The sequence below is a fragment of the Alysiella crassa DSM 2578 genome (assembly GCF_000745955.1).
Lineage (GTDB): Bacteria > Pseudomonadota > Gammaproteobacteria > Burkholderiales > Neisseriaceae > Simonsiella > Simonsiella crassa.
On record NZ_JQKH01000003.1, the window covers coordinates 52,716 to 77,205 of the forward strand.

The 24,490-nt window shown below is 48.3% G+C and carries 16 protein-coding genes and 2 tRNA genes; 10 read left to right on the forward strand and 8 right to left on the reverse strand.

The genetic code is table 11. The features are described 5' to 3' along the window. Window positions 1-43 precede the first annotated feature (43 nt). Window positions 44-1,492, forward strand: coding sequence for a phospholipase D-like domain-containing protein (locus Q338_RS00230; protein ID WP_034290733.1), 1,449 nt, complete (start codon window positions 44-46; stop codon window positions 1,490-1,492). 239 nt (window positions 1,493-1,731) lie between these two features. Continuing rightward, entirely contained in the window at window positions 1,732-3,411 is a 1,680-nt protein-coding gene (locus Q338_RS00235) for a glutamine--tRNA ligase/YqeY domain fusion protein (protein WP_034290736.1), read from the forward strand. Window positions 3,412-3,470: 59 nt separating this feature from the next. On the opposite strand, the gene Q338_RS00240 is transcribed toward Q338_RS00235, so the two are convergent. The 3 genes from Q338_RS00240 to Q338_RS00250 all read right to left on the reverse strand — a co-directional run bounded on the left by Q338_RS00240 (window position 3,471) and on the right by Q338_RS00250 (window position 4,545). Beyond that, the gene (locus Q338_RS00240; protein ID WP_034290739.1) at window positions 3,471-3,749 is read right to left on the reverse strand and encodes a hypothetical protein; all 279 of its coding nucleotides are present in this window, start codon (window positions 3,747-3,749) and stop codon (window positions 3,471-3,473) included. Next, on the reverse strand, window positions 3,742-4,143 hold the full coding sequence (locus Q338_RS00245) for a phage holin family protein (RefSeq protein ID WP_034290742.1): 402 nt from the start codon (window positions 4,141-4,143) through the stop codon (window positions 3,742-3,744). The genes Q338_RS00240 and Q338_RS00245 overlap by 8 nt, the downstream gene beginning before the upstream one ends. A gap of 90 nt (window positions 4,144-4,233) precedes the next feature. Next, window positions 4,234-4,545 (reverse strand): DUF883 family protein, encoded by a 312-nt coding sequence (locus tag Q338_RS00250; protein WP_034290745.1) that lies wholly within the window; start codon window positions 4,543-4,545, stop codon window positions 4,234-4,236. 455 nt (window positions 4,546-5,000) lie between these two features. Between Q338_RS00250 and Q338_RS00255 the strand changes: the two genes are divergently transcribed. Next, window positions 5,001-6,404: an L-serine ammonia-lyase gene (locus tag Q338_RS00255; RefSeq protein WP_034290748.1), complete on the forward strand. Its 1,404-nt coding sequence runs from the start codon at window positions 5,001-5,003 to the stop codon at window positions 6,402-6,404. Between the two features lie 380 nt (window positions 6,405-6,784). Here the strand turns inward: Q338_RS00255 and Q338_RS13595 are convergent, their stop codons facing one another. Continuing rightward, window positions 6,785-13,429 (reverse strand): S6 family peptidase, encoded by a 6,645-nt coding sequence (locus Q338_RS13595; protein WP_051968367.1) that lies wholly within the window; start codon window positions 13,427-13,429, stop codon window positions 6,785-6,787. A 397-nt stretch (window positions 13,430-13,826) separates the two neighbouring features. Between Q338_RS13595 and uvrB the strand changes: the two genes are divergently transcribed. Beyond that, the gene (gene uvrB, locus Q338_RS00280) at window positions 13,827-15,884 is read left to right on the forward strand and encodes an excinuclease ABC subunit UvrB (RefSeq protein ID WP_034290751.1); all 2,058 of its coding nucleotides are present in this window, start codon (window positions 13,827-13,829) and stop codon (window positions 15,882-15,884) included. A gap of 50 nt (window positions 15,885-15,934) precedes the next feature. Continuing rightward, complete coding sequence (locus Q338_RS00285) at window positions 15,935-16,825, forward strand: AbiTii domain-containing protein (protein WP_034290754.1); 891 nt, start codon at window positions 15,935-15,937, stop codon at window positions 16,823-16,825. Here Q338_RS00285 and Q338_RS14225 read toward each other — a convergent pair. Then, window positions 16,817-17,068 (reverse strand): hypothetical protein, encoded by a 252-nt coding sequence (locus tag Q338_RS14225; protein WP_169815828.1) that lies wholly within the window; start codon window positions 17,066-17,068, stop codon window positions 16,817-16,819. The two genes, Q338_RS00285 and Q338_RS14225, sit on opposite strands and share 9 nt — an antisense overlap. 63 nt (window positions 17,069-17,131) lie before the next feature. Here Q338_RS14225 and exaC point away from each other — a divergent pair, with 63 nt between their 5' ends. Further along, on the forward strand, window positions 17,132-18,643 hold the full coding sequence (gene exaC / locus Q338_RS00290) for an acetaldehyde dehydrogenase ExaC (RefSeq protein WP_034290757.1): 1,512 nt from the start codon (window positions 17,132-17,134) through the stop codon (window positions 18,641-18,643). Between the two features lie 154 nt (window positions 18,644-18,797). Beyond that, window positions 18,798-20,816, forward strand: coding sequence for an OPT family oligopeptide transporter (locus tag Q338_RS00295; RefSeq protein WP_051968368.1), 2,019 nt, complete (start codon window positions 18,798-18,800; stop codon window positions 20,814-20,816). A 74-nt stretch (window positions 20,817-20,890) separates the two neighbouring features. Here the strand turns inward: Q338_RS00295 and apbC are convergent, their stop codons facing one another. Together apbC and Q338_RS00305 are read right to left on the reverse strand one after the other, a co-directional pair. After that, window positions 20,891-21,940 carry an iron-sulfur cluster carrier protein ApbC gene (apbC, locus tag Q338_RS00300; protein ID WP_034290902.1) on the reverse strand — a complete coding sequence of 350 codons (1,050 nt, stop codon included), beginning with the start codon at window positions 21,938-21,940 and terminating at the stop codon, window positions 20,891-20,893. 97 nt (window positions 21,941-22,037) lie between these two features. Next, window positions 22,038-23,390: a 3'-5' exonuclease gene (locus tag Q338_RS00305; RefSeq protein ID WP_051968369.1), complete on the reverse strand. Its 1,353-nt coding sequence runs from the start codon at window positions 23,388-23,390 to the stop codon at window positions 22,038-22,040. Window positions 23,391-23,506: 116 nt separating this feature from the next. Between Q338_RS00305 and Q338_RS00310 the strand changes: the two genes are divergently transcribed. The 3 genes from Q338_RS00310 (at window position 23,507) to Q338_RS00320 (ending at window position 24,148) form a co-directional block, all read left to right on the forward strand. Further along, a tRNA-Arg gene (locus tag Q338_RS00310) sits at window positions 23,507-23,583 on the forward strand. A gap of 19 nt (window positions 23,584-23,602) precedes the next feature. After that, a tRNA-Glu gene (locus Q338_RS00315) sits at window positions 23,603-23,677 on the forward strand. A 192-nt stretch (window positions 23,678-23,869) separates the two neighbouring features. Beyond that, window positions 23,870-24,148 carry a hypothetical protein gene (locus Q338_RS00320; protein ID WP_034290760.1) on the forward strand — a complete coding sequence of 93 codons (279 nt, stop codon included), beginning with the start codon at window positions 23,870-23,872 and terminating at the stop codon, window positions 24,146-24,148. A 23-nt stretch (window positions 24,149-24,171) separates the two neighbouring features. Here the strand turns inward: Q338_RS00320 and Q338_RS14710 are convergent, their stop codons facing one another. Further along, on the reverse strand, window positions 24,172-24,333 hold the full coding sequence (locus Q338_RS14710; RefSeq protein ID WP_169815829.1) for a hypothetical protein: 162 nt from the start codon (window positions 24,331-24,333) through the stop codon (window positions 24,172-24,174). Between the last annotated feature and the right edge of the window lie 157 nt (window positions 24,334-24,490).

Consider the following 24,490-nt stretch of genomic DNA (forward strand, 5'->3'; position numbering starts at 1 on the left):
ACGGTTTCAGGCCGCCTTCATATTATATGGATTAAATAAAATCATGAATACAAACAAAATTTTAGAACAACTCCGCCTACGCAGCAGCAGCACCGAAATTCGTGCCAATCATGAAATTAAAATCTTAAACGATAGTGGCGAAAATTTCCCCGAATGGCTGGCGGCAATTGAAGCGGCGCAAAAATACATTTTGATTGAAATGTATATTTTTGCCGACAATGAATTTGGTAAACAAATGCGCGATTTATTGATTCAAAAGCAAAAATCGGGCGTGAAAGTGGTGCTGGTGTACGATTGGTTGGGCAGCCTGATTCCCGTGTTCAAAAAATTTTTCAAGCCTTTGGAAGATGCTGGCGCATTGGTGGTGGCGTACAATCCTGTGGGATTTGCGAGCGGTTTGGGTTTACTGTCGCGCAATCATCGCAAATCGTTTGTGATAGATGGTGAAGTGGCGTTTGTGAGCGGCTTGTGTGTGTCGTCTGCGTGGAACGGCAATGCGGCGAAAAATGAGGCGGCTTGGCGCGACATTGGCGTGAAAATTCAAGGCGAAGCGGTGTTTGATGTGATGGTGGCGTTGGCGGATACTTTGACTTCGCAAGGTCATGAATTGCCCGAAGAAGTGGTTTTGCCTGCATTTGGCAGCGATACCGATTCAGGCAGCCTGAAAGCTGGCGTGGTGGCGACAACGCCGCGTGATAATAATATGATGCGTTTGGATTTGAATGCGATTTCATTGGCAAACAAAAACTTATGGATTACCGATGCCTATTTTATGCCCACGCGTTTGTACACACAAACCTTGATTAATGCGGCGCATGCGGGGGTAGATGTGCGTATTCTCGTGCCGAAAACTTCGGATATTGCGTGGATTGCGCGGGTGTCGCGCACGCGTTATCGGGAATTATTGCAGGTGGGCGTGCGCGTGTTTGAATGGAATGGCACGATGATACACGCCAAATCCGCCATTGTAGATGGCGTGTGGGCGCGGGTGGGTTCAACCAATTTGAATTTTTCCAGTTGGCATTTAAACCGTGAATTGGACGTGGTGTTGCATGCCCCCGAAGTGATTGCCGATTTGGAACGCGCTTTTTTGGCGGATTTGGAAAACGCCACCGAAATCGTGTTGAACAATATTGATTTTGCCAATATGAAGCGACAACGCCGTTTGCATTTAAAGCAATTAAAAGCCCTAAATCGTTCGCAAGCCCAAGCAATTTCTTTGCAAATCATGAATTTGTCGCAAGCATTTAAGGGCAATTGGCACAATACCGCCACCACTTTGGTGGAAGAACGCGAAATCAATGCGTATTTGGGTTTGGGCATAACTTTGCTGCTGTTTGCGTTGATTTTGTGGTTTTTGCCGTATATTTTGATAGTGCCGTTGATGATTTTATTGGTGGCGGGTGGCGTGTCCACTTTGATTTATGCGGTGAAGCAGCGTAGAAAATTTTTGCAAAACCAATCGGCTGGTAAACAAGAGCGTAGGGAATAGCAAAAGTATTCAGGCAGCCTGAAAACACGAAACACAGGATTTCGGGTAAAATCAGGCTGTTTTTATTTTGTTTTCAGGCAGCCTGAAACACACAACAACACAAAATGTAGGGTGCGCCGTGCGCACTAAATCCATGAAACAATAAATTTATGATGTTGCAATTTGGTGCGCATGGCGCACCCTACATGAGTTTGATTGGGTATTGAAAGGCAGCCTGAAATTTAATTTGAAAGAAAATAATGTTAAACAAAGACCAATTCGCCGATAACCACTTTATCCGCACCATTATTGAAGACGATTTACAAAGCGGCAAACACGCCGCCATTCAAACCCGTTTCCCCCCCGAACCCAACGGCTATTTGCACATCGGACACGCCAAATCCATTTGCTTGAATTTTGGCTTGGCGTATGTGTTTGACGGCAAATGCAATTTGCGTTTTGACGACACCAATCCCGAAAAAGAAAACCAAGAATACGTTGATTCCATTAAAGAAGACGTACAATGGCTCGGCTTTCAATGGCAAGGCGAACCGCGCTATGCCTCTGATTATTTTGACCAATTATTTGATTACGCAGTCGGCTTAATCCAAGACGGCAAAGCCTACGTTTGCGATTTAACGCCCGAAGAAATGCGCGAATATCGCGGCACACTCACCGAAGCGGGCAAAAACAGCCCCTATCGCGACCGCACGCCCGAAGAAAACCTTGATTTATTTATGAAAATGCGAGACGGCGCATTCCCAGACGGCAGCAAAACCCTGCGCCTGAAAATTGACATGGCATCGGGCAACATCAATATGCGCGACCCCGTGATTTACCGCATACGCCGCGCCCACCACCACAACACAGGCGACAAATGGTGCATTTACCCCATGTACGACTACACCCACGCCATTTCCGATGCCATTGAAAACATTACACATTCTTTGTGTACTTTGGAATTTGAAGCGCACCGCCCACTTTACGATTGGGTGTTGGACAACATTCCCAGCCCCAGCCAACCGCGCCAATACGAATTTTCGCGTTTGGAATTGCTGTATTCCATCACATCAAAACGCAAATTAAACCAACTGGTTAGCGAAAACCACGTTTCAGGCTGGGACGACCCACGCATGCCCACCATTTCGGGTATGCGAAGACGCGGCTATACGCCCGAAGGTTTGCGCCTGTTTGCCAAGCGCGTGGGCATTTCCAAATCGGAAAACATTGTGGACATGAGCGTGTTGGAAGGCGCAATCCGCGAAGAATTGGAAGAATCCGCACCGCGCATGATGGCGGTGCTGAACCCCTTGAAAATCACGCTGACCAATTTTGAAGCGGGCAAAACACAAAGCCGCAGCGCCCCCTACCACCCCCACCACGAAAGCATGGGTGAACGCGAAATCCCAATCAGTTCAACGCTCTATATTGAACAAGACGATTTTTCGGAAAACCCACCTGCTGGCTGGCAGCGTTTGACGGTGGGCGGCGAAGTGCGTTTGCGTTACAGCTATGTGATTAAATGCGATGAAGCTGTGAAAGATGAAAACGGTCAAATCATTGAATTGAAATGCAGTATTGACCACGACACTTTGGGCAAAAAACCCGAAGGGCGCAAAGTGAAAGGCGTGATTCATTGGTTGTCCGCCGAACACGCCGTGCCAGCGACCGTGCGCCTGTACGACCGCCTGTTTACGGTGGAACGCCCCGATGCGGTGCGCGGCGATGACGGCGAATATTTGCCGTTTACCGATTTCATCAATCCCGAATCAAAACAAGAAATTACCGCATGGGTTGAGCCTGTGGCGAATACCTTGCAGCCTGAAAGCCGTTGGCAATTTGAGCGTTTGGGCTACTTCGTTACCGACCGCAAAGACCATGAAGTCGGCAAACCGATTTTCAATAAAACGGTGGGTTTGAAAGACGGTTTTCAAAAGTAATGTTTTGATTTATAAAATATTTCAGGTAGCCTGAATGTATGTTCAGGCAGCCTGAAAACTCATTTCTGTTTCCCTGAATACATTTGCCACAACAGCAACATCGCCCCAATCCACCATTTCTGTTTGCCGCCGCGCAATAAACTCATTTTCCACAATGGGTTGCTCAAAACATCGCTGGCGATTTGCGCCGCATTCATCAGTTGATGATGGTCATGGGTTTTTATTTTCTTTTGCTGTTCAATGCGTTGGCGCGAAACTTGCATTTTCAGCCGCGCCAATTCGCATTGTAACGCCAACAATTCACGCTCTTCCTGTTTGGATAATTTTTTCTCATTCATGATTTTCCAGCTTCCGATTCGGGTTTGTGCCTTTGAGCAGGCGTAAATCATCTTGCAAAGCGTGCAAAGTGTCGCCCACACGCGTGCTGCTGCTGCGCCACAAATGCACCGCCCAACACAGCAAAATCACACACACCAACACACACGCCACCATCATCCCACCAAATACCCACAGTTTCATTTCAGGCGACACAATCGCGTTCAGCGCAAACATCAGCGCAATCAAACCCACCAGCAACAGCACCGCCGCCACCAAAACCGCCACCAATATTTTGATGATATTTGCCAATTGCGCGTTGGCGTCCAAATGCAGCAGCCGCAAACGCAACAGCAATAAATCGCTGCCCTGCGACAGCAAAGTTTTAAAATGTTGATATTCTTGTTTTAAATTCATCAAAATTCCTTTCAGGCAGCCTGAAATAGTTCGCCCCCAATTCCCCATAACTGGGATTGGGGGCGAGACTGCCTTGGATTGAATACAAAATTAGCGGCGATTCAACAACACGCCCACTACCAAACCCGCCAAAGCGGCAAAACCCATTGCATAATAAGGTTTTTCGTTTACATACTCATCAGCGCGTTTGGCGTGGTGTTTCACTTGTTCCACCGCGCGGTCTTCCAAAGATTGGAAACGCTCTTGTGCCAAATTCAATTTGTTTTCCAATTTGGCTTTCAGGGCTTGGGTTTCTTCTTCGCTGCGTTTTGCGCCTTCGTGGTACAAATCTTCCATGTCGCGCAATACGGTGCGAATGTCTTGCAACAAGGCTTCTTTTTGGCTTTCAAAATCACGTTTCATTTTACAACTCCTTGTTTATATTTAATAAAATACTCACTTTGTAGTAAGTGTTTTCACTATAACCTGATTTGTGGGTCTTGGCAAGAAAAAATTGGCTTTTTTTCAGGCTGCCTTTGTTTTTTATTTGATGTGCCATAAAATAACGCAAACTCGGGATAAGAAAAATTGAAAATTTCATGAAAATAAATGACTTGTAGGGTGCGCCGTGCGCACCAAAATGATTGAATATAGTGAATTCAATTTAAACCAGTACAGCGTTACCAGCTCCCTTATGTACTATTTGTACACGGCGGTCGCTGTCGCCTTGTCCTGATTTAAATTGAATCCACTATAATTTAAATATTGCGGTAAATTTGGTGCGCACGGCGTACCCTATGACTACTTATCCCCAATTCATGTTAAACGTGCTGTCCAAGCAAAGGCAGCCTGAAAAAATATTCTCACAAAGGAACAATATGTTAAGCATTTTTGATATTTTTAAAATTGGTCTCGGTCCATCTAGTTCTCATACGGTTGGGCCGATGAAAGCCGCCGCCGCCTTTTCAGGCTGCCTGAACGATTTGGGCGTGTTGCCGCAAGTCAAACGCATTGCCGCCGAAGTGTATGGCTCGCTTGCGCTGACGGGTTTGGGGCATGGCACGTTTGACGCGATTTTGCTCGGTTTGGAAGGCAGCCTGCCGCACGATGTGGATTTGGAAACGCTGCCTGAACGCTTGGAACACATTAATTCACAAGCCCAATTGCAATTAAATGGCACGCACACCATTGATTTTGAAGTGGCGCGTGATGTGGTGGTGCGCTACAGCGACAGTTTGCCCAAACACCCAAACGGCTTGCGTTTCATCGCCTATGATGAAAACGAGCAAAGTTTGCATGAACAAATTTACTATTCCATTGGCGGTGGTTTTATTGTTACCGATGAGCAATTTGGTAAACCGCCGACTGACGCCGTCAGCGTTCCCTATCCCTTTCAAAACATGGCGGATTTATTGCGAATTTGTGATGAAGAAGATTTGTCCATCGCGCAAGTGGTGGTGCAAAACGAAGCTGCGATTAGTGGAGAAAAACCGCTTGCCGTACGCCGCCGTGTTGCGGCAGTTGCCCAAGCCATGTTTGATTGCGTGGAACGCGGTTTGCAGCAACGCGGCGTGTTGTCGGGTGGCTTGAACGTGAAACGCCGCGCCCCCGATTTGGCGCAAAAAATGCAGGCTTTGCGCGAAGCAGGTCAGTTGAATACCCATTTATGGCCCATGATTTACGCGATGGCGGTGAACGAAGAAAACGCGGCTGGCGGTCGTGTCGTTACCGCGCCGACCAATGGGGCGGCTGGGGTGGTGCCTGCGGTGTTGTATTATTTCCAGAAATTCCACCCGCTTGCCGCGCCGCGTGCGATTGAAGATTTTTTGCTCGTGGCGGGCGCGATTGGCATTTTGTACAAAACCAATGCATCCATTTCGGGCGCGGAAGTGGGCTGTCAAGGCGAAGTGGGTGTGGCTTGCTCTATGGCGGCTGGCGCGTTTTCCGCCGTGAGTGGCGGCACCACCGCGCAAATTGAAAACGCTGCCGAAATGGCAATGGAACATCATTTGGGTTTGACTTGCGACCCTGTGGGCGGTTTGGTGCAAATCCCGTGCATTGAGCGCAACGGCATTGCGGCGGAAAAAGCGATTAAATTGGCGCAATTGTCATTATTGGAAGATGGGTTTAATAAAAAAGTGAGTTTGGATATGGTCATCAAAACCATGTTGCAGACGGGCTTGGATATGAAATCCACTTACAAAGAAACTTCGCTGGCGGGTTTGGCGGTTACGCTGAAACAGAAAGCCGTGCCGATTTCGGTGCGTGTGGTGGAGTGTTGATTTTTGTGTAGGTTGGGTTGCCAAAACCAACAAGCAACGCATACAAAATGCCCTGTTGGGTTTACAACCCAACCTACATGATTTCAGGCAGCCTGAAGAATATAGTCGCAGAACTGAAAAAGCAGTACGGCGTTGCCAACGCCCTTATGTACTATTCGTACACGGCGGGCGTTGTCGCCTTGTACTGCATTTTCATTTCTACTACTATAGGAGATACTTTATGAGCAAGCGTAGGTCAGCTTTCAGCACCAACATTCACAGCTTATTTTGAAACAGCTTTATCTTGTATTGTGTACTGAAATCATATACAAAAAGGCAGCCTGAAAACTGATTTCCAGCTTTCAGGCTGCCTATTTTTTAATCGGCTAATTTAAACCCGTTTACCAACGATAACCCACCGATACCCCAATGGATTTTTGCGTACTGGATTCGCTGCCTTTCGCATAAGCCGCCGTGCCACGCACCGACCACGCCCCCATATCCGCACGCAAGCCCAATTCATTTTCCCATGTTTTGCCGAATTTTTGCGTTAAACGATGACCGTTTACCGACAATTCAGCCGCACGGTCGGCATTACGATACACGCTGTTGAAACTTGGCGTGAGCGTTACCCCCGATGGCGTGGTAAACGATTTCGCCACACGAACACCCATTTGGTATTCCGTTACCCCCACACTGTCTTGCGCCACCGTTGCGCCTTTGCCATCGCGGCTAGGCAACACATAGTCCGCTTGCCCCAAATGATGATAACGCACACCCACATACGGCAACACATTCAGCCCATTGGTCTCAAATTGATAACCCGATTTCACCCCCACTTGCGCCACGCTGCGTTTAATGGACGTGTTCAGATTATCCAATTTCACATCGGATTTTGCTTGACCCGCGCCCACGTCTGCCGCAATCATCACACCATTGTCCAATTGCGCTTTGCTGTAAGCAGAAATCAGGCTTAATTCAGATTCGCCTGTGGCTTCATCATACGTTTGCTCGCCACGAGCATGATTCAACACCGCCCCCACCGTCAGGCTGCCTGAAGCCGTGCGCGTGGTTTTGTCCACACCAAATTGAGCCAAGACTTCATCTTGTTCATATTTGCGATACAAATCAGACTGATAATCATGGTTTCGCGCATGAGTCGCTACCCAAATCCCATCGTGCGTATCCGCCACCGACAAGACACGCTCGTCCAAACGATGACCCACATTCATCACACTTTGCGCCTGCGCCGACCATTCCGACAATGCCGCATTTGCCCATTTGCTCACCAATTGCGCTTGTGGCACAGATTGTGTGGCAGCCTGCGCCGCCGCTTCTGCCGCTTTTTGCGCTGCCAATGCTGCTTCTTTGGCGGCTTGTTCGGCGGCGGCGGCTTGTTGCGCTTGGGTTTTCGCATTTTCGGCGGCGGCAAGGGCGCGTTGTGCGGCGATTTTTTCCGCTTCGGCGGCGGCTAATGCGTCTTCAGCCGCTTTTTTCGCCATTTGTGCGGCTTGAGCAGCTTGTTCCGCTTGCTGTTTGGCGGTTTCGGCGGCGGCTTGTTTGTTTTGCGCTTCTGTTTGTGCATTTTGCGCGGTTTGTTTTGCGGTTTCAGCCGCTTGTGCGTCTGCTTGAGCTTGTTTCAAAGCAGTTTCGGCGGCTTTTTGCGCCTGTTCCGCATTCGCTTGTGCCGTTAAAGCCGCTTGTTTATCCGCTTCGGCTTGCGCGGCGGCTTGTTCCGCATTTTTCCGTGCCAACTCGGCGGCGGCTTGCGCGGCTTGAGCCGTTTGCGAATTCGCATTGGCATGCGCTAATTCCGCTTCGGCGGCTTTTTGCGCTTGCAAGGCAGCCTGCGCGGTGGCTTGCGCTTGAGTTGCGCTGGCTTCAGCATTTTTTTGTGCCAACTCGGCGGCGGCTTGGGCAGCTAATGCGTTTTGTTTTTCCGCTTGCGCTTGTTGCGCGGCGGCTTCTGCTGTTTTTTGAGCGGCTTGTGCGGCGGCGGCTTGCGCTTCCGCTTGGGCTTGCTTGGCTTGTGCGCTTGCCGTTTGCGCTTGCGCTGCTTGTTGCGCCGATTCTGCCGCTTGTTGTGCCGCTTGCGCGGTGGCGGCTTGTGCCAATGCGCTGGCTTTATCTGCTTCCGCCTGTTGTTGTGCGGCAATCGCAGCAGCTTGAGCTGCTTGCGCTTGATTTAAAGCGGTTTGCGCGGCGGCTAACTCGGCTTTCGCTTGAGCGGCGGCGGCTTCAGCCGTTTTCAGGCTGTCTGTATTGGTTGCATTGTCTTGTTGTAATTTTGCCAATTGCGCTTGAGCTGCTTGAGCCGCTTGTTCCGCAGCCGCTTGCGCTTGTTGCGCGGCAGACAATTGCGAATTTGCCGCTTCGGTGGCGGCGGTTTGTGTTGCCAAAGCCTGATTGGCTTGCGCCAAAGCTGTTTGTGCGGCGGCGGTTTCCGCTTGCGCGGCGGTTAAGGCAGCCTGCGCATTGGCTTTAGCCGTTTGTTCGGCAGCCATTTGCTGTTCCGCCGCCACTTGAGCCGCTTGAGCGGCGGCAAGCTGTGTTTGCGCCTGTTGCGCTGCGGCTTCGGCGGCTTGCTGTTTCTCGGTGGCAAGCGCGGCAGCTTGTTGCGCCGCCGTTTGTGCGGATTGGGCAGCCTGCAAAGCGGCTTGCGCTTCGGCTAATTTTTGCGTTTGTGCTGCTTCAGCCGCTTGCGCGTTTTCCGTTAATTTTTGCAATTGGGCTTCTGCTTGTTTACGCGCTTGTTCGGCGGCAGCTTGCGCTTGTTGTGCGACAAGCAAAGCATTTTGCGCTTCGGTGGCGGCGTGTTGTGCGGCTAATTTGTCTGCTTGCGCTTGTTTTTGCGCGGCTTCGGCGGTGGCTTGTGCGGTGGCAGCCGCTTGTGCCGCTTGTTGTGCGGCGATTTTATCGTTTTCTGCTTGGCTAGCTTGCGCTTGAGCGGCGGTAGCCTGTGCTTGTGCTTGCGTGGCGGCTGCTTCGGCGGCGGCTTTATCCGCTTGTGCTTGCGCCAATTGCCCCTGTGCTTCTGCCAACGCTTTTTGCGCTTCGGCAACCGCAATTGCGTCTGCGCCCGAATTTTGTTTCAAAGCAGCCAATTCTTGCTCGGCGGCAGCTTGCGCCGCTTGCGCTTGGGCAAGTTTTTCTGCTTGCTCGGTGGCTTGTTGCGCGGCTAATTCCGCTTGTTTACGCGCTTCGGTGGCGGCAACCTGCGCTTTTTCCTGCTCGGCAATGGCTTGCAAACGCGCTTGTTCTGCCGCCGCTTGTGCTTGTTGCGCGGCTAATTTATCGGCTTCCGCTTGTTTTTGAGCGGCTTCGGCGGCGGCTTGCGCGGTGGCAGCTGCTTGTGCCGCTTGTTGTGCGGCGACTTTATCATTTTCTGCTTGGCTGGCTTGCGCTTGAGCGGCGGCAGCCTGTGCTTGCGCTTGTGCGGCGGTGGCTTCGGCGGCGGCTTTGTCTGCTTGCGCTTGTGCCAATTGCGCTTGCGTTTCTGCCAACGCTTTTTGCGCTTCGGCAACAGCAGCCGCATCTGCGCCCGAATTTTGTTTCAAAGTTGCCAATTCTTGCTCGGCGGCAGCCTGCGCCGCTTGAGCTTGGGCAAGTTTTTCTGCTTGCTCGGCGGCTTGTTGCGCGGCTAATTCCGCTTGTTTACGCGCTTCGGTGGCGGCAACCTGCGCTTTTTCCTGCTCGGCAATGGCTTGCAAACGCGCTTGTTCCGCCGCCGCCAATGCCTGTTGTGCTTCTGTGGCAGCTTGTTGTGCGGCTAATTTGTCGGCTTGCGCTTGTTTTTGCGCGGCTTCGGCGGCGGCTTGCGCGGTGGCAGCTGCTTGTGCCGCTTGTTGCGCGGCGACTTTGTCGCTTTCTGCTTGGCTGGCTTGCGCTTGTGCGGTGGCAGCCTGCGCTTTAGCTTGCGCGGCTTCAGCTTCGGCGGCAGCTTTATCTGCTTGTGCTTGGGCTAATTCAGCTTGTTTTTCTGCCAACGCTTTTTGCGCTTCGGCAACAGCAGCCGCATCTGCGCCCGAATTTTGTTTCAAAGTTGCCAATTCTTGCTCGGCGGCAGCTTGCGCCGCTTGGGCGGCGGCGAGTTTAGCCGCTTGCTCTACGGCTTGTTGTGCGGCTAATTCGGCTTGTTTTTGTTTTTCGGCGGCTTCGGCTTGCGCGATTTCTTGTTCTTTCACAGGATTGTGCAAATAATAATCGTGCGATTCATTGCTTGCCAATGTGTAACGCCATGTACCTGCGTCCACATAATCATTTGCCAATTTCACGTTTACCTGATTTTCATCTTGTGCGCCGTGTCGCAATTTGAGCAGCGTTAAGCGTTTCACTTCAGTGGGTTCGGCGGCGGTGTTTTGCACGGAAAGCGTGTGATTGCCCGTTGCCACGCCGTTCACAATCACTTGGTCGCCACGCTGATTCGCCAAATCGGTCAAATAATCAAAATTCAGGCTGCCTGAAAGCGTGCCATGAATCGTTAAGGTTTCAAAACTGTCGCCTTGCGTAATGCCATTGGCGGTGTTGCGCGGATTCAGCACCACGCGACCACCGTCGCCGCCCACATTGCCCAAAGTATGCGCCGATGGCATACGCCACAACGCGCCTTGTTCAAAATTCGTGGTGGACGTGTTGGACACATTCAGGCTGCCTGAAAAATTCGTTTTGCCCAAAGTGAAGGTGCCATAATCTTCCACCGCCACATTGCCCAATAAATTGCTCGCCGTCATATTGGCTAACACATTGTCGGATAATGCGGTTTCCGTACAAGAAACCGTGCCGTTTTGGTCGGAACGCACGCACACAGGCGTTTGATTCGCCACATAACCCACAGTCGCACGCGCCGTGTCGCGTACCGTGATGTTGCCCATGATGTTGCCAACATTGCGCCCAAAATGCAGGCTGCCTTTTTCTTCGGCGATGAATTCGGTGGCGGTAAAATCACGGGTTTGCCAATCGTTTTCGTCAATGATTTCCCGATTATTTTGATGGTCGTAAGCATGCGGCGTGTGTCGCCCAGAGAGCAATAATTGCCCACGCGACACGCGCAAATTGCCATTTAAATTGGTGCCGCCCGACACCATCAAAATATCCTTGTCCACCGTACCAGCATAATGCACATTCAATGCGCCATTGGTTTTGCTGGTGTCGGTTTCGCCAAACCAGCCATTGAAGGCGTGTAAACGTGGCTGGCTGCGTTTTTCATTTTCGCGGCTTAAATAAGTGTTCATGGCAGCCTGTTTGTCGCTGCCCAAAAATTCCCACGCATGATTACTCGTGCCATCGGTGGGGAAATAATTTTGCCCACTGTGTCCTTGTTTTAAAACAAAATAATCGGTGCGACCGCCTGCATAGGGATTACGGTATTCATATAAACCCGTGCTGGTTTTGCCCCAATCTGACCACGGAATCGTATTTTCAGTTAATAAATCAGGGGCTTTGGGTGAAATGGTTAAACTGGCTTGTTGGGGCGCATGATTGACAATTTGCGCGCCTTCGTCCACGTTTTGAATATAATTAAACGCAATGTGTTTGCCATTCGCGTCCAAACGTCCGCCGCGATAGCCGAAATACAGTTTATTCAAATCCATCTGGTCTGCGCTGTCCAACACGACTGTGCCGCGACCGCTCACAATACCCACTTCATTGAACGCTTGTTTTTGTCCAGTCGAATCAGCACGTTGCGCCAACACCACTTTGCCATCGCCCACGCTCAGGCTGCCTGAATTTACACCCGAACCATTCACATACAAAGTCCCTGCGCCAATTTTAGACAAACGGTCGCCATCGGGATTGTTTACTTTCCATGTAACCGTTTTGTCTGCGTCAATAGACACGCCTGCGCCTGTGTGGGTAATGCTGTTGTCGCTGGCGGCAACTGTATAGTTACCCGAAAAATGCAAAGCCCCCGCGCCCTGATTAATGGATTGATTTAAATTCAACGTGGCGTTGTTGCCGCCCAAATACAGGGTTTGCCCGTGATGTAATTGTTCGGCGTTGGTGGCGGCGGCGGTGTCCATTAATTTTACGGTGGTAGCGGCTGTGGTGCTGCCTTGTGCCGTGATGGTGCTGCTGTTGCCATCGGCTGTCCAGTTAAACACGGCGTTGTTTTGCGTATTATTAATGGGGGTGGCATTGTCTTCATTGGCTGTTTCGGCGTGGAACTCGGGGCGCATTAACGCCGAGCGATACCACACGCCATTATTGCCATCGTTGAATACGGCTGTGCCGACAATCACCCAACGCTTTTCATCCGCGTCATAAGCAAAAGTTGGCGAACCGCTATCGCCGCCACTTAAATGGTTGGGCAAAGCAAATTTATTGTAGTCGGCTGTGTACCAATCGCCATCGCGGAAATCCAGCCAGCCATCTTGGGCATGGCTTAATGTGAGTGTGTTGCCGCCTGTGCGGTAAGAATAGGTATTGCCTGCGCGATTATTTGTGCCATCGGCTTCACGCACAAATTGACCGCCGCCGCCCACACGAACATAAGCAGGAAAACGACTTTTGTTCCAATACGGATTTGTATCGTTTTTGATGGGCGTAGGGCCTACGCTGTTCATTTCGGCGGGTGCGGTTTCCGTTACCAATTTATGCAAACGTGGTGCGTGATAATCGTCATGTAAACTTTGTCCTTTGGGATAATTATTTCTATCAACCAATTGATAATCGTAAACATGTTGGTCGGGATTATTGCCTGTATGCCCAAATTGCGCGGTTTGGTAGCCGCCATTGTGCGCCACGCTGACCAAATATTGCGGCGCGATAAGTGTCGCCACGCCATTGTTTCGCAACACAGGGCTAAAATCGGGCATGGGAATATTTTCAGGCAGCAAGGTGTCTGCTGGTGTGCCGTCTTTTTTCGTGATTGGAATATTCGTTGCCCCTGCGACAAATTGCCCGCGATTTTCGGCAAAATCACGATACAGTTGATAATCTATGTCGCTGCGCACGCTGGCGGCGTGTACGTGTAAAGGAGCGGCGGACAATGAAATCAGCGTGGCAATCGCTGTTTTCTTGAACATTTTGCGGGGTTTTTTGCGCATGATTTAGTTCCTATATAGTTGAATAATTAGAGAAAATTAATGTAATGATTTTAACATATTGGTGTGATTTCTTGCACTGGTGCGAATTATTTATTTTTAATATAATTTAATTAAATCAATATATTAAATTGAAAAGATATGATAAGAAAGTGTAAATAAAGTGTTGCAAAAAAGCCGCGCCCAAGTTTTCAGGCTGCCTGAAATACACGACCAAAATCACAGTAGGGTGCGCCGTGCGCACCAAAACCCACCGCAATATTTAAATTATTCAGTAATTTGGTGAGCACGGCGCCCCCTACATTGTGTGATGTGGCAAATTCTCGTGTCGCAACAGGCAGCCTGAAAATGCGAAAATGTTATAATTTCGCCCAATTTTAATTGTTCAGGCAGCCTGAAAATGCAAATTATCCAATACGAAAATTCTCCGTTCAAACTCCATCAACCCTTCCCCCCCGCAGGCGACCAACCCACCGCCATCGCCCAACTTTTGGACGGCTTGTCAGACGGCTTGTCTTACCAAACCCTGCTTGGCGTAACGGGTTCGGGCAAAACTTACACCATGGCAAACGTCATCGCCCAAAGCGGCAGACCTGCCATCATCATGGCGCACAACAAAACCCTAGCCGCCCAGCTTTACGCAGAAATGCGCGAATTTTTCCCCGAAAATGCGGTGGAATATTTCGTTTCTTATTACGATTATTATCAACCCGAAGCCTATGTGCCAAGCCGCGATTTGTTCATAGAAAAAGACAGCGCAATCAACGAACACATAGAACAAATGCGCCTTTCCGCCACCAAAAACCTGATGACGCGCAATGACGTGATTATCATCGCCACCGTGTCCGCCATCTACGGCATTGGCGACCCCACCGAATACCAACAAATGATTTTGTCCGTGAAAGAGGGCGACATCATGAGCCAACGCGACATCATTTCCACGCTGGTTGCCATGCAATACGAACGTGGCGATGTGGATTTTCAACGTGCCAGTTTTCGCGTTCGCGGCGATGTGATAGACGTGTACCCAGCCGAAAGTTCCGAATTTGCCCTGCGGATTTCATTATTTGATGATGAAATTGAACGCTTGGATTTGTTTGACCCACTTTCAGGCAGCCTGCACCAGCGCGTGGGACGCTACACCGTGTTTCCGTCCAGCCACTACGTTACCCCACGCGAAACCGTACTCCGTGCCTGCGAAGCGATTAAAGCTGAATTGCGCGAACGCATTGATTTTTATACCAAAGAAAACCGCCCCGTAGAACAACAACGCATAGAACAACGCACCCGATTTGATTTGGAAATGCTGTATGAAATGGGCTTTTGCAAAGGCATTGAAAATTACAGCCGCCACTTTTCAGGCAAAAAAGAGGGCGAACCGCCCCCCACGCTGATGGATTATCTGCCCAAAAACGCCATCATGTTCATAGACGAAAGCCACGTTACCATAGGGCAAATTGGCGCGATGTACAAAGGCGATGCGTCTCGCAAACAAAATTTGGTGGATTACGGTTTCAGGCTGCCTTCCGCGCGGGATAATCGCCCCCTAAAATTCCATGAATTTGAACAAGTTATGCCACAAACCATTTTCGTATCCGCCACCCCAGCGCAATACGAAGCCGACCACGCAGGGCAGGTTGTGGAACAAGTCGTGCGCCCCACAGGATTGACAGACCCGCAAATTGAAATCCGCCCCGTTGCCACCCAAGTTGATGATTTATTGAGTGAAATCAATATCCGCAAACAAAAAGGCGAGCGCGTACTCGTTACCACCCTAACCAAACGCATGGCGGAACAATTAACCGACTATTACAGCGAATTGGGCGTGAAAGTGCGCTATTTGCACAGCGACATTGACACGGTTGAACGTGTTGAAATCATTAGGGATTTGCGCTTGGGCTTGTTTGACGTATTGGTCGGCATTAACCTGTTGCGTGAAGGTTTGGACATACCCGAAGTGTCGCTGGTCGCCATTTTGGACGCGGACAAAGAAGGTTTTTTGCGCTCACACCGCAGCCTAATCCAAACCATCGGACGCGCCGCGCGTAACGTGAACGGCGTGGCGATTTTGTATGCCGACAAAATCACCGACAGCATGAAATCCGCCATAGACGAAACCGAACGCCGCCGCCAAAAACAAATTCAGTTTAATTTGGACAACAACATTATTCCCCAACAAATCAATAAGAAAGTGAAAGATTTGATTGATGGCGTGTATGCGGAAAACGGTGGCGAGCCAGTTTCAGGCAGCCTGAAAACGAGCGGAGCGAGTTTCGCTAAAGCCAAAAAATCCAGCAAAAAAACCGAAATCCACAGCGAAGAAGACGCGATTGCCGAAATCGCCCGTTTGGAAAAACAAATGCAGCAAGCGGCGCGGGATTTGCAGTTTGAAGAGGCGGCGGTTTTGCGCGACCGAATTCGGTTGATTAAAGAGAATTTGTTGTTTGGAGCGGAATAGAAAAGGAGACGCACCAAATTTATGATAAAATTGATTTTTTTGGAGTTAAAATGGGTTCTATTATTTTAGAATTACAAGAATTAGCAGCTAATCCTGATAGTAATGTAGAAGAATTATTAAATAAAACTTATATGGTTGCTAGAAAATTAAAGTTAGAAGAACTATCAAAATGGTGTAATTTAGAATTACAGGGGTATCAGGATAATTTAGAAAATATACCAAGTTATAGGGAGTTTTATGGGCAATTACAAGTCTATAATCCTTATTGGGGTTTACAATCACTTCCTGTTCCCGATGATATAAGGGCAAAAATTACTTTAATACGATTTCCTGAATCTATTGGTGGAATACTTAACTATCTTGATAATGGAGAATGTAATACACTTGAATTATCCCTATCATATGATATTAGAAAAATATTGATAAAAGCACAAAGAGCTCCGCTTGAACCAAAACTTTATTTTAGTACAACTAATTTGAAAAATATTTTATCTCAAGTTAGGCAAGTGGTTTTAGAATGGGCATTAAAACTTGAAGAAGAGGGTATTTTGGGAGAAGGTATTCAATTCTCTAAATCAGAAAAGGAAAAAGCAATGACTACTCAATTTCATATCCAAAATATGCAAGGTTTTGTTGGTAATATTTCAGGTGGAAATATGCAACAAAATATTTATGATGGTATTCACGTTGAAGCAAATAATTTTGACCAATTAGCTGATGTTTTATCAAAAAATGGTATTCCTTTTTCAGAATTATCATCATTAAAGGAAGCGATTGATTTAGATGAAAAACCAACAGAAGCAAATAAATTTGGCGCGAATGTTAGTCAATGGATTGGCAATATTATGACAAAGGCATCTAGTGGAGTAATTAATGTGTCATTAGCTACGATTGCAGGATTATTAACAAACGCAATTTCTCAATATTATGGTTTAATGTAAATTCAAGCAAGCGTAGGTCGGCTCTCCGAGCCGACCTACGAACTCAATCCCCAAAATCATGTTTGGTTTCCAATCCAACCTACGCCAAAATACCGTTCCCAATCCAATGGCAACGGTATTTTCCCTTTGCAGGCAGCCTGAAACCACAAATACCCCTACAAATACTAGGCTTAAATCCACTTGCCAATTCACACAAAAATCTTTTACGATTAATCCGCCATGTAGCCGAATGTAATTCAACAACGTTCTGTGGCAATCGCAGTTCTTTCCCTTTGTTTTAAAAAATCTTTTTGAAAAGGAAATGCTATGCGCTACGCCAATCCCAATACCGAAGGGGCAAAAGTCCACTTCAAAGCTCAATACGAAAACTTTATCGGCGGCAAATGGGTTGCGCCTGTTGATGGGGTTTATTTTGACAATATCTCGCCTGTGGACGGCAAAGTTTTTACCAAAGTCCCCAAATCCAATCACAAAGACATTGAATTGGCGTTAGACGCTGCTCACGCCGCCGCGAAAACGTGGAACAAATCTTCGCCTACCGAGCGTTCCAATCTCTTGCTGAAAATCGCCGACCGTTTGGAAGCGAATTTGGAAACGCTTGCCGTTGCCGAAACATGGGAAAACGGCAAGCCCATTCGTGAGACTTTGGCGGCGGATATTCCGCTTGCGATTGACCATTTCCGCTATTTTGCAGGCTGCATTCGCGCCCAAGAAGGCACAATTGGACAAATTGATGATGATACGGTTGCCTATCATTTCCACGAACCAATTGGCGTGGTGGGGCAGATTATCCCTTGGAATTTCCCGATTTTGATGGCAGTGTGGAAACTTGCGCCTGCGCTTGCGGCAGGTAACTGCGTGGTCTTGAAACCTGCGGAACAAACGCCCACCAGTATTTTGGTATTGCTTGAATTGATTGAGGATTTATTGCCTGAGGGCGTGGTCAATGTGGTCAATGGTTTCGGTAAAGAAGCGGGCGAACCTTTGGCGACCAATCCGCGCATTGGTAAAATCGCATTCACGGGTTCCACCGAAATTGGTCAAAAAATCATGGAATACGCCACGCAAAACATCATTCCCGTTACGCTGGAATTGGGTGGCAAATCCCCCAACATTTTCTTTGCCGATGTGATGGACAAAGACGATGAGTTTTTGGATAAGGCGTTGGAAGGTTTTGCCATGTTTGCCTTAAATCAAGGGGAAGTGTGTACTTGTCCGTCTCGTGCTTTGGTTCATGAATCCATTGCAGAGGAATTTTTGAAAAAAGCCGTTGAGCGCGTGAAAAAAATCAAAACAGGACACCCTTTGGATACCGACACGATGGTCGGCGCACAAGCCAGCCAAGAGCAACAAGACAAAATCTTGGGTTGCATTGCCAAAGGCAAGGCGGAAGGCGCGGAAGTGCTGACTGGCGGTGGTGAACGCAAGGAAATTGACGGTGGTTTTTACATTGAACCCACGATTTTCAAAGGTCATAACAAAATGGAAATTTTCCAAGAAGAAATTTTCGGCCCTGTTTTATCGGTAACCACGTTCAAAGATTTTGATGAAGCGATTGCGATTGCCAATGACACGATGTACGGTTTGGGTGCAGGCGTGTGGTCGCGTGATGGCAACACGGCATACCGTGCGGGTCGGGCGATTCAAGCAGGGCGTGTGTGGACAAATTGTTACCACATTTATCCAGCGCACGCGGCGTTTGGCGGTTACAAAAAATCGGGCATTGGGCGCGAAACGCACAAAATGATGTTGGAACATTATCAACAAACCAAAAACTTGCTGGTCAGCTATTCGCCTAAAGCATTGGGTTTTTTCTAAATTAGCTGATTGACATCAAATTGATATTAAATCAAAAGGCAGCCTGAAAACATAATAATATGCGTTTTCAGGCTGCCTTTTTGTGTTAAAAAATGTGAACTTTGGCTATTTTTTGATATGATATGCATTGATTTCTTCACATAAGGCAATCGTTATGACAGCTTCTACATTAAAAGAAATGCGTGAATTAACTTTACGCGGTACGATTTTGGGGGCATTGATTACGGTGGTGTTTACCGCTTCCAATGTGTATTTGGGTTTAAAAGTGGGCTTGACTTTTGCGTCATCTATTCCTGCGGCAGTGATTTCTATGGCAGTACTGAAATTTTTTGCAGGCAGCAATATTTTGGAAAACAATATGGTGCAAACCCAAGCATCGGCGGCAGGGACGTTGTCGGCGGTGATTTTTGTGTTACCAGGCTTGCTGATGATGGGCTATTGGCAAGGTTTTCCGTTTTGGCAAAGCATGTTGATTTGCGCCACAGGTGGGATTCTGGGGGTGATTTTCACCATTCCCCTGCGCTATGTGATGGTGGTGAACAGCGATTTACCCTATCCCGAAGGCGTGGCGGCGGCGGAAATTTTAAAAGCGGGTAACCACGAAGAAGGCAAAACAGGCAACACAGGCGCAAAAGAAATTTTTGCAGGCAGCCTTGTTGCAGGTTTGGTAAGTTTTGCTACCAATGGTTTGCGTTTGGTGGCGGACAGCGCAAGTGTTTGGTTTAAAGCGGGTAACGCGATTTTCCAATTGCCTATGGGTTTTTCGTTGGCATTATTGGGGGCGGGTTATTTGGTGGGCATTGTGGGCGGTATGGCGATTTTGGCGGGGATTGCGTTTACTTGGTTGGTGGCGGTGCCATATTTCACGGCGGCTGCGCCTATGCCTGCGGACGCGGAAATGGCGGGTTACGCGATGGGCGTGTGGAAAACCAAAGTGCGCTTTATTGGCGTGGGCGTGATTGGTATTGCGGCGATTTGGACGCTGATTACTTTGCTCAAACCCATGATGGAAGGCATGCGCCAATCGTTTGCCGCTTTGAAAAATCCACAAGCGGCGCAACAAACAGAACGCACCGCACAAGATTTATCGCCTAAAGCCATGATTCAAATCACTTTGGCAACCATTGTGGTGATTATGTGTGTGTTGGCGTATTTTGTTCAGGCAGCCCCAGTTTCTATGGGCATGGCGGTGGCTTTGGTGTTGGCGTGTACTGTGTTGGCGGTGGGAATTGGTTTTTTTGTGGCGGCGGCATGTGGTTACATGGCGGGTTTGGTGGGTTCATCTTCCAGCCCGATTTCAGGGATTGGGATTATTTCGGTGGTGATTACCTCGCTGGTGTTGATGTTTATGGGCAAAATGGGCGGTATGTTTGATATGCAAGGCGGCGAACAATTTTTAACTGCATTAACCATCTTTACCGCTTCCATCGTATTAGCAGTGGCGACCATTTCCAACGACAATTTGCAAGATTTAAAAACAGGCTATTTGGTCAAAGCTACGCCATGGCGACAACAAGTTGCCTTGTTAATTGGTTGCGTGGTGGGTGCGGCGGTGATTGCGCCCGTATTGGAAATGCTGTACCACGCTTATGGTTTCACAGGTGCCATGCCGCGTGAAAACATGGACGCGGCACAAGCCCTGTCTGCACCGCAAGCCACCTTGATGACCACCATCGCCAAAGGCATTTTCTCGGGCGATTTGGAGTGGAACTATATTTTCATGGGCATAGGCTTGGGCATTGCCGTGATTATTGCTGACACTTTGATTAAACGCAGTAGTGGCAACCGTTTTGCCTTGCCCGCTTTGGCGGTGGGCATGGGGATTTACTTGCCACCGTCTGTGAATATGCCGATTGTGATTGGAGCGATTATTGCGTGGTTGGTGGCGAAACACGTTGCCAAAAAAGCCGCCGCGCAAGGCGTGAGTGCCACCGAAGCACACAGCAAATCAGAACGTCATGCCACCTTATTTGCCGCAGGTTTGATTGTGGGCGAGAGTTTGGTGGGTGTGGTGTTGGCGTTTATCATTGTGGCTTCGGTAACCTCTGGTGGTTCAGACGCACCATTGGCGTTGAATTTGGCGAATTGGGGAACGATTGCCGAATGGCTGGGTTTACTGGCATTTGTGATTGGCGCGATTTTGTTTGCCAAACGCAGCGCGAAAATTAAATAATATGAAATCATAAAACAATCAGGCAGCCTGAAAACTTTTTCAGGCTGCCTGATTATTTTGATTTTATGAAAAACTTATTCCACCACAATTTTCGGGAAACGGCTGCTAAAATCGCGCCCCTTATCCGCAATCGCCAACGCCACCGCAAACGCCGCTTGCTGATAAATCGCCGCCACCGCCTCATGTTGCGCGTGCAAATCGCTTGCTGTGCCAGCGTCCATTGCTTCGCGCACAGGCAAACTCAAAGGCAATTGCCCCAACAATGGCACACCCAATTTCGCCGCCAATTCCTTGCCGCCATCTGTGCCAAAAATCGCTTCATGCTGCCCACAATTTGTGCAAATATGCACCGACATATTTTCCAATACGCCCATAATCGGAATATTCACTTTATTAAACATATCAACGGCTTTACGCGCGTCAATCAGCGCAATATCCTGCGGCGTGGTTACGACTACCGAACCCGTTACAGGAATTTTTTGCGACAAAGTCAATTGAATATCGCCCGTACCAGGGGGCAAATCAATAAACAAATAATCCACATTATCCCATTGACTTTGAAACAATAATTGCTGCAAAGCCTGCGAAACCATCGGACCACGCCACACCACCGCTTGGTCGGCGTCAATCAAAAAACCAATGGACATCACCTGAATCCCGTCCGCATTCACCACAGGAATCAAACGATTATCTTGTTGTGTTGGCTGAATATTTTTCACGCCCAACATGGTCGGCTGGCTCGGGCCATACAAATCCGCGTCCAACACGCCCACGCGCGCGCCCATTTTTGCCATTGCCGTTGCCAAATTCGCGGTGGTGGTGGACTTGCCCACACCGCCCTTGCCCGAAGCGATGGCGACAATGTTTTTCACCCCCTGAATGGTGGAAATCCCCGCCTGCACCTTGTGCGCGACAATGTGGTGGCGGATTTCCAAATTCACCGTTTTGCCTGTGGCTTGCGCGATTTGCTCACGCAATTCATCTGCCAAAAATTGTGCTGGGAAACCGAATTGCAACACCACATTCAGGCTGCCTGAAACTTCTTCGGCGGAAATCAAGGCTTTTTCGCTGCCAATGGTGCGGCTGGTGTGGGGAATTTGAATGGAGTTGATTTGTGTGTTCATAAAATTTTTATAAAATGAAAAATAAACGAAAAGAAACGCAAGCATAACTTTCAGGCAGCCTGAAAGCAAGTTCTAAAAACCCTATTGAATACGCGAATTAAATGACCGCAACCGTTTTGCGTTCCGATTTGAATTTGTGTTTCAACACATTCAATAATTCCGCGCACACAAACCAAGTCCCATCGTCCAAGCGCAACGCTCCGCGTTCTACCACAAAATTCAGCGTTTGCCCCGTGCAAACATCGGTTTCGCTAATTTGCAAACGCGGTTGTGGCAACCAATCCACAGTCGGCAAATGGTAACGATGGGATTGCACCAGCGCATTGTGCGCCGCCACATCGCCCGATTCACAAGCACAATTTTTCAACAAGGAAACAGGGCAGGGCGCAGATTTGGGCGGCGAATACGGTAAAATCCCCAACCAAGTCGGACAAATCCCCACTTGCCCCGCCCATTCTTGCACAGCTTTTTTCGCCGCTTTCGGGTGGAAAAATACACCTGTGGGTGGCTCGCTCATCACACCGCTTGCTAGGGGGCGAATTTTGGCTTTCAGGCAGCCTTGTTGCGCGTAAAATTGCACCGTGTGCCGCCCATTTTCGGGTAAAGACAAACCATATTGCTGAACCAGTTTCGCGTACACAAACACATTATGCAATGCGCCGATGGTGGGGTAAAATTCAATATTTTCAATTTGTTGAACCTGATTGGCATGACGATTCAACCACACAACCGTTTCCTGAAACGCCTGTTCGCACAATAAAATATCCGTGCGCCCACAGGCAGCCTGAATCCGCACCACGCCAAAACGGTCGCTGAATTCATGCGCCAAAATCGCCCGAATCTGCGTGGGCAAATGCTCGGGCAATGCGGCAGGCTGAAGCAAATTCATCGCCATCGGCAACCAATCGTGTTGCGCCAAAGCCAATTGCAAAAAATCCGCCAACATTGCCACGTCCGCCCACGCCCGATGGCGCGAACCTTCCACCGTCAAAGCAAATCGCTCGGCAATCACATCTAAATTATGTTTATATTCATGCGGATACAATGATTTGGATAATTTCACCGTGCATAAAGTTTGCGTAGCAAACGCCACGCCCGCCCGCGCACATTCGCTGTTCAGCAGCGAATAATCAAACCGCGCATTGTGCGCCACCAAAATCGCGCCGCGCAGCAGGGGCAAAATCTTGGGCAATAATTCTGCAAACGTGGGTGCGTGTTGCACCATCTCATTGCTAATGCCCGTTAATTCCGTGATGAATGGCGAAATTTCCTGTTGCGGATTAATCAGTTGGGAAAAATGTTGCACCGAATCGCCATCAAAACGCAAAAAAGCGATTTCCGTAATGCGGTCGCGCATTAAATCGCCGCCTGTCGCTTCCAAATCCAAAATCAGCACAGGCTGCCTGAACAGCGCGAATTGTTGTGCCAAAAAAGCATAACGTTGTTGCATTTTATCCAATTATTTTATTAACAAAATAAAAGCATTATACAATTAAATCAAAAAAACTGCTAATCAGCCTTGACGAAAACACAGGCTGTCTCTATAATTCAAATCTTTCAAGGCAAGCACCCGTAGCTCAGTTGGATAGAGTATTTGGCTACGAACCAAAGGGTCGGGCGTTCGAATCGCTCCGGGTGCGCCAAGTAAAAATCCTTTATTCCGCGCCCATCGTCTAGCGGTTAGGACATCGCCCTTTCACGGCGGTAACCGGGGTTCGATTCCCCGTGGGCGTGCCAGTTTAGAAAAAACCTGTTTCGTATTGAAACAGGTTTTTTTGTACGGAGATTTATGGAAAATAGGAAATAATGTTGTTGAATCAGCACAATTCAATTGATTACCATATACTTTATCCTTTACTGAACTTTATTTTGTGCTATACTGCAAGCGGTTTTACTTTTTTTTAATGTGTTAAGAAAGGTAGTTTCATTATGAGTACTATTTTAGGTTTATTGTTGTTGGTTTTAGCCATTGCAGTTTTGGTTTACTGGGTTAAATCATTGATTATTATGAAGAATGAGACCCTGTTTTTGATTTTAGGTATTTTATTCTCACCTATTATTCAAGCTCTTTACTTTTTCACTAAACGTGATTTGATGGACGATGAGCAAGCCACGACCATGAAACGCTTTTTGTTGGTGTGTATTGCATATATTGTTGTTCTTGTGTTGTTTATGTTTTCAGCAGCTGCACAAATGCCCGTACAATAAATCTCCCTTTTACTCCTTTAACATCAGGCAGCCTGAAAACTGCTTGATGTTTTTTTATGTTTGCGTGTTTGGGTTTTCAGGCTGCCTGACAGTACACGACAATTTTTACCAGCACCTAAAATGTAGGGTGCGTACCACGCACCGAATAATTCAAATAAGGTGGAATTTTGGTGCGTAGTACGCACCCTACATGAATTTTGTCGTGTACCGTAAGGCAGCCTGAAATTTTAAACCATTTGAATTTTAAAGAATTTTTTAATTTTACTCTTGTTTGACTTACTTTTCCAAAAAGTAAGTCGCCGCGCGGCGACAGAGCGCATGCCGTAGGCAACTACATCAATT

Excerpts from the sequence above, each read along its gene's own strand:
- Q338_RS00230 (WP_034290733.1), top strand. The coding sequence starts at position 44 with ATGAATACAAACAAAATTTTAGAACAACTCCGCCTACGCAGCAGCAGC.
- Q338_RS00235 (WP_034290736.1), top strand. The coding sequence starts at position 1,732 with ATGTTAAACAAAGACCAATTCGCCGATAACCACTTTATCCGCACCATT.
- Q338_RS00240 (WP_034290739.1), bottom strand. The coding sequence starts at position 3,749 with ATGAATGAGAAAAAATTATCCAAACAGGAAGAGCGTGAATTGTTGGCG.
- Q338_RS00245 (WP_034290742.1), bottom strand. The coding sequence starts at position 4,143 with ATGAATTTAAAACAAGAATATCAACATTTTAAAACTTTGCTGTCGCAG.
- Q338_RS00250 (WP_034290745.1), bottom strand. The coding sequence starts at position 4,545 with ATGAAACGTGATTTTGAAAGCCAAAAAGAAGCCTTGTTGCAAGACATT.
- Q338_RS00255 (WP_034290748.1), top strand. The coding sequence starts at position 5,001 with ATGTTAAGCATTTTTGATATTTTTAAAATTGGTCTCGGTCCATCTAGT.
- Q338_RS13595 (WP_051968367.1), bottom strand. The coding sequence starts at position 13,429 with ATGCGCAAAAAACCCCGCAAAATGTTCAAGAAAACAGCGATTGCCACG.
- uvrB (WP_034290751.1), top strand. The coding sequence starts at position 13,827 with ATGCAAATTATCCAATACGAAAATTCTCCGTTCAAACTCCATCAACCC.
- Q338_RS00285 (WP_034290754.1), top strand. The coding sequence starts at position 15,935 with ATGGGTTCTATTATTTTAGAATTACAAGAATTAGCAGCTAATCCTGAT.
- exaC (WP_034290757.1), top strand. The coding sequence starts at position 17,132 with ATGCGCTACGCCAATCCCAATACCGAAGGGGCAAAAGTCCACTTCAAA.
- Q338_RS00295 (WP_051968368.1), top strand. The coding sequence starts at position 18,798 with ATGACAGCTTCTACATTAAAAGAAATGCGTGAATTAACTTTACGCGGT.
- apbC (WP_034290902.1), bottom strand. The coding sequence starts at position 21,940 with ATGAACACACAAATCAACTCCATTCAAATTCCCCACACCAGCCGCACC.
- Q338_RS00305 (WP_051968369.1), bottom strand. The coding sequence starts at position 23,390 with ATGCAACAACGTTATGCTTTTTTGGCACAACAATTCGCGCTGTTCAGG.
- Q338_RS00320 (WP_034290760.1), top strand. The coding sequence starts at position 23,870 with ATGAGTACTATTTTAGGTTTATTGTTGTTGGTTTTAGCCATTGCAGTT.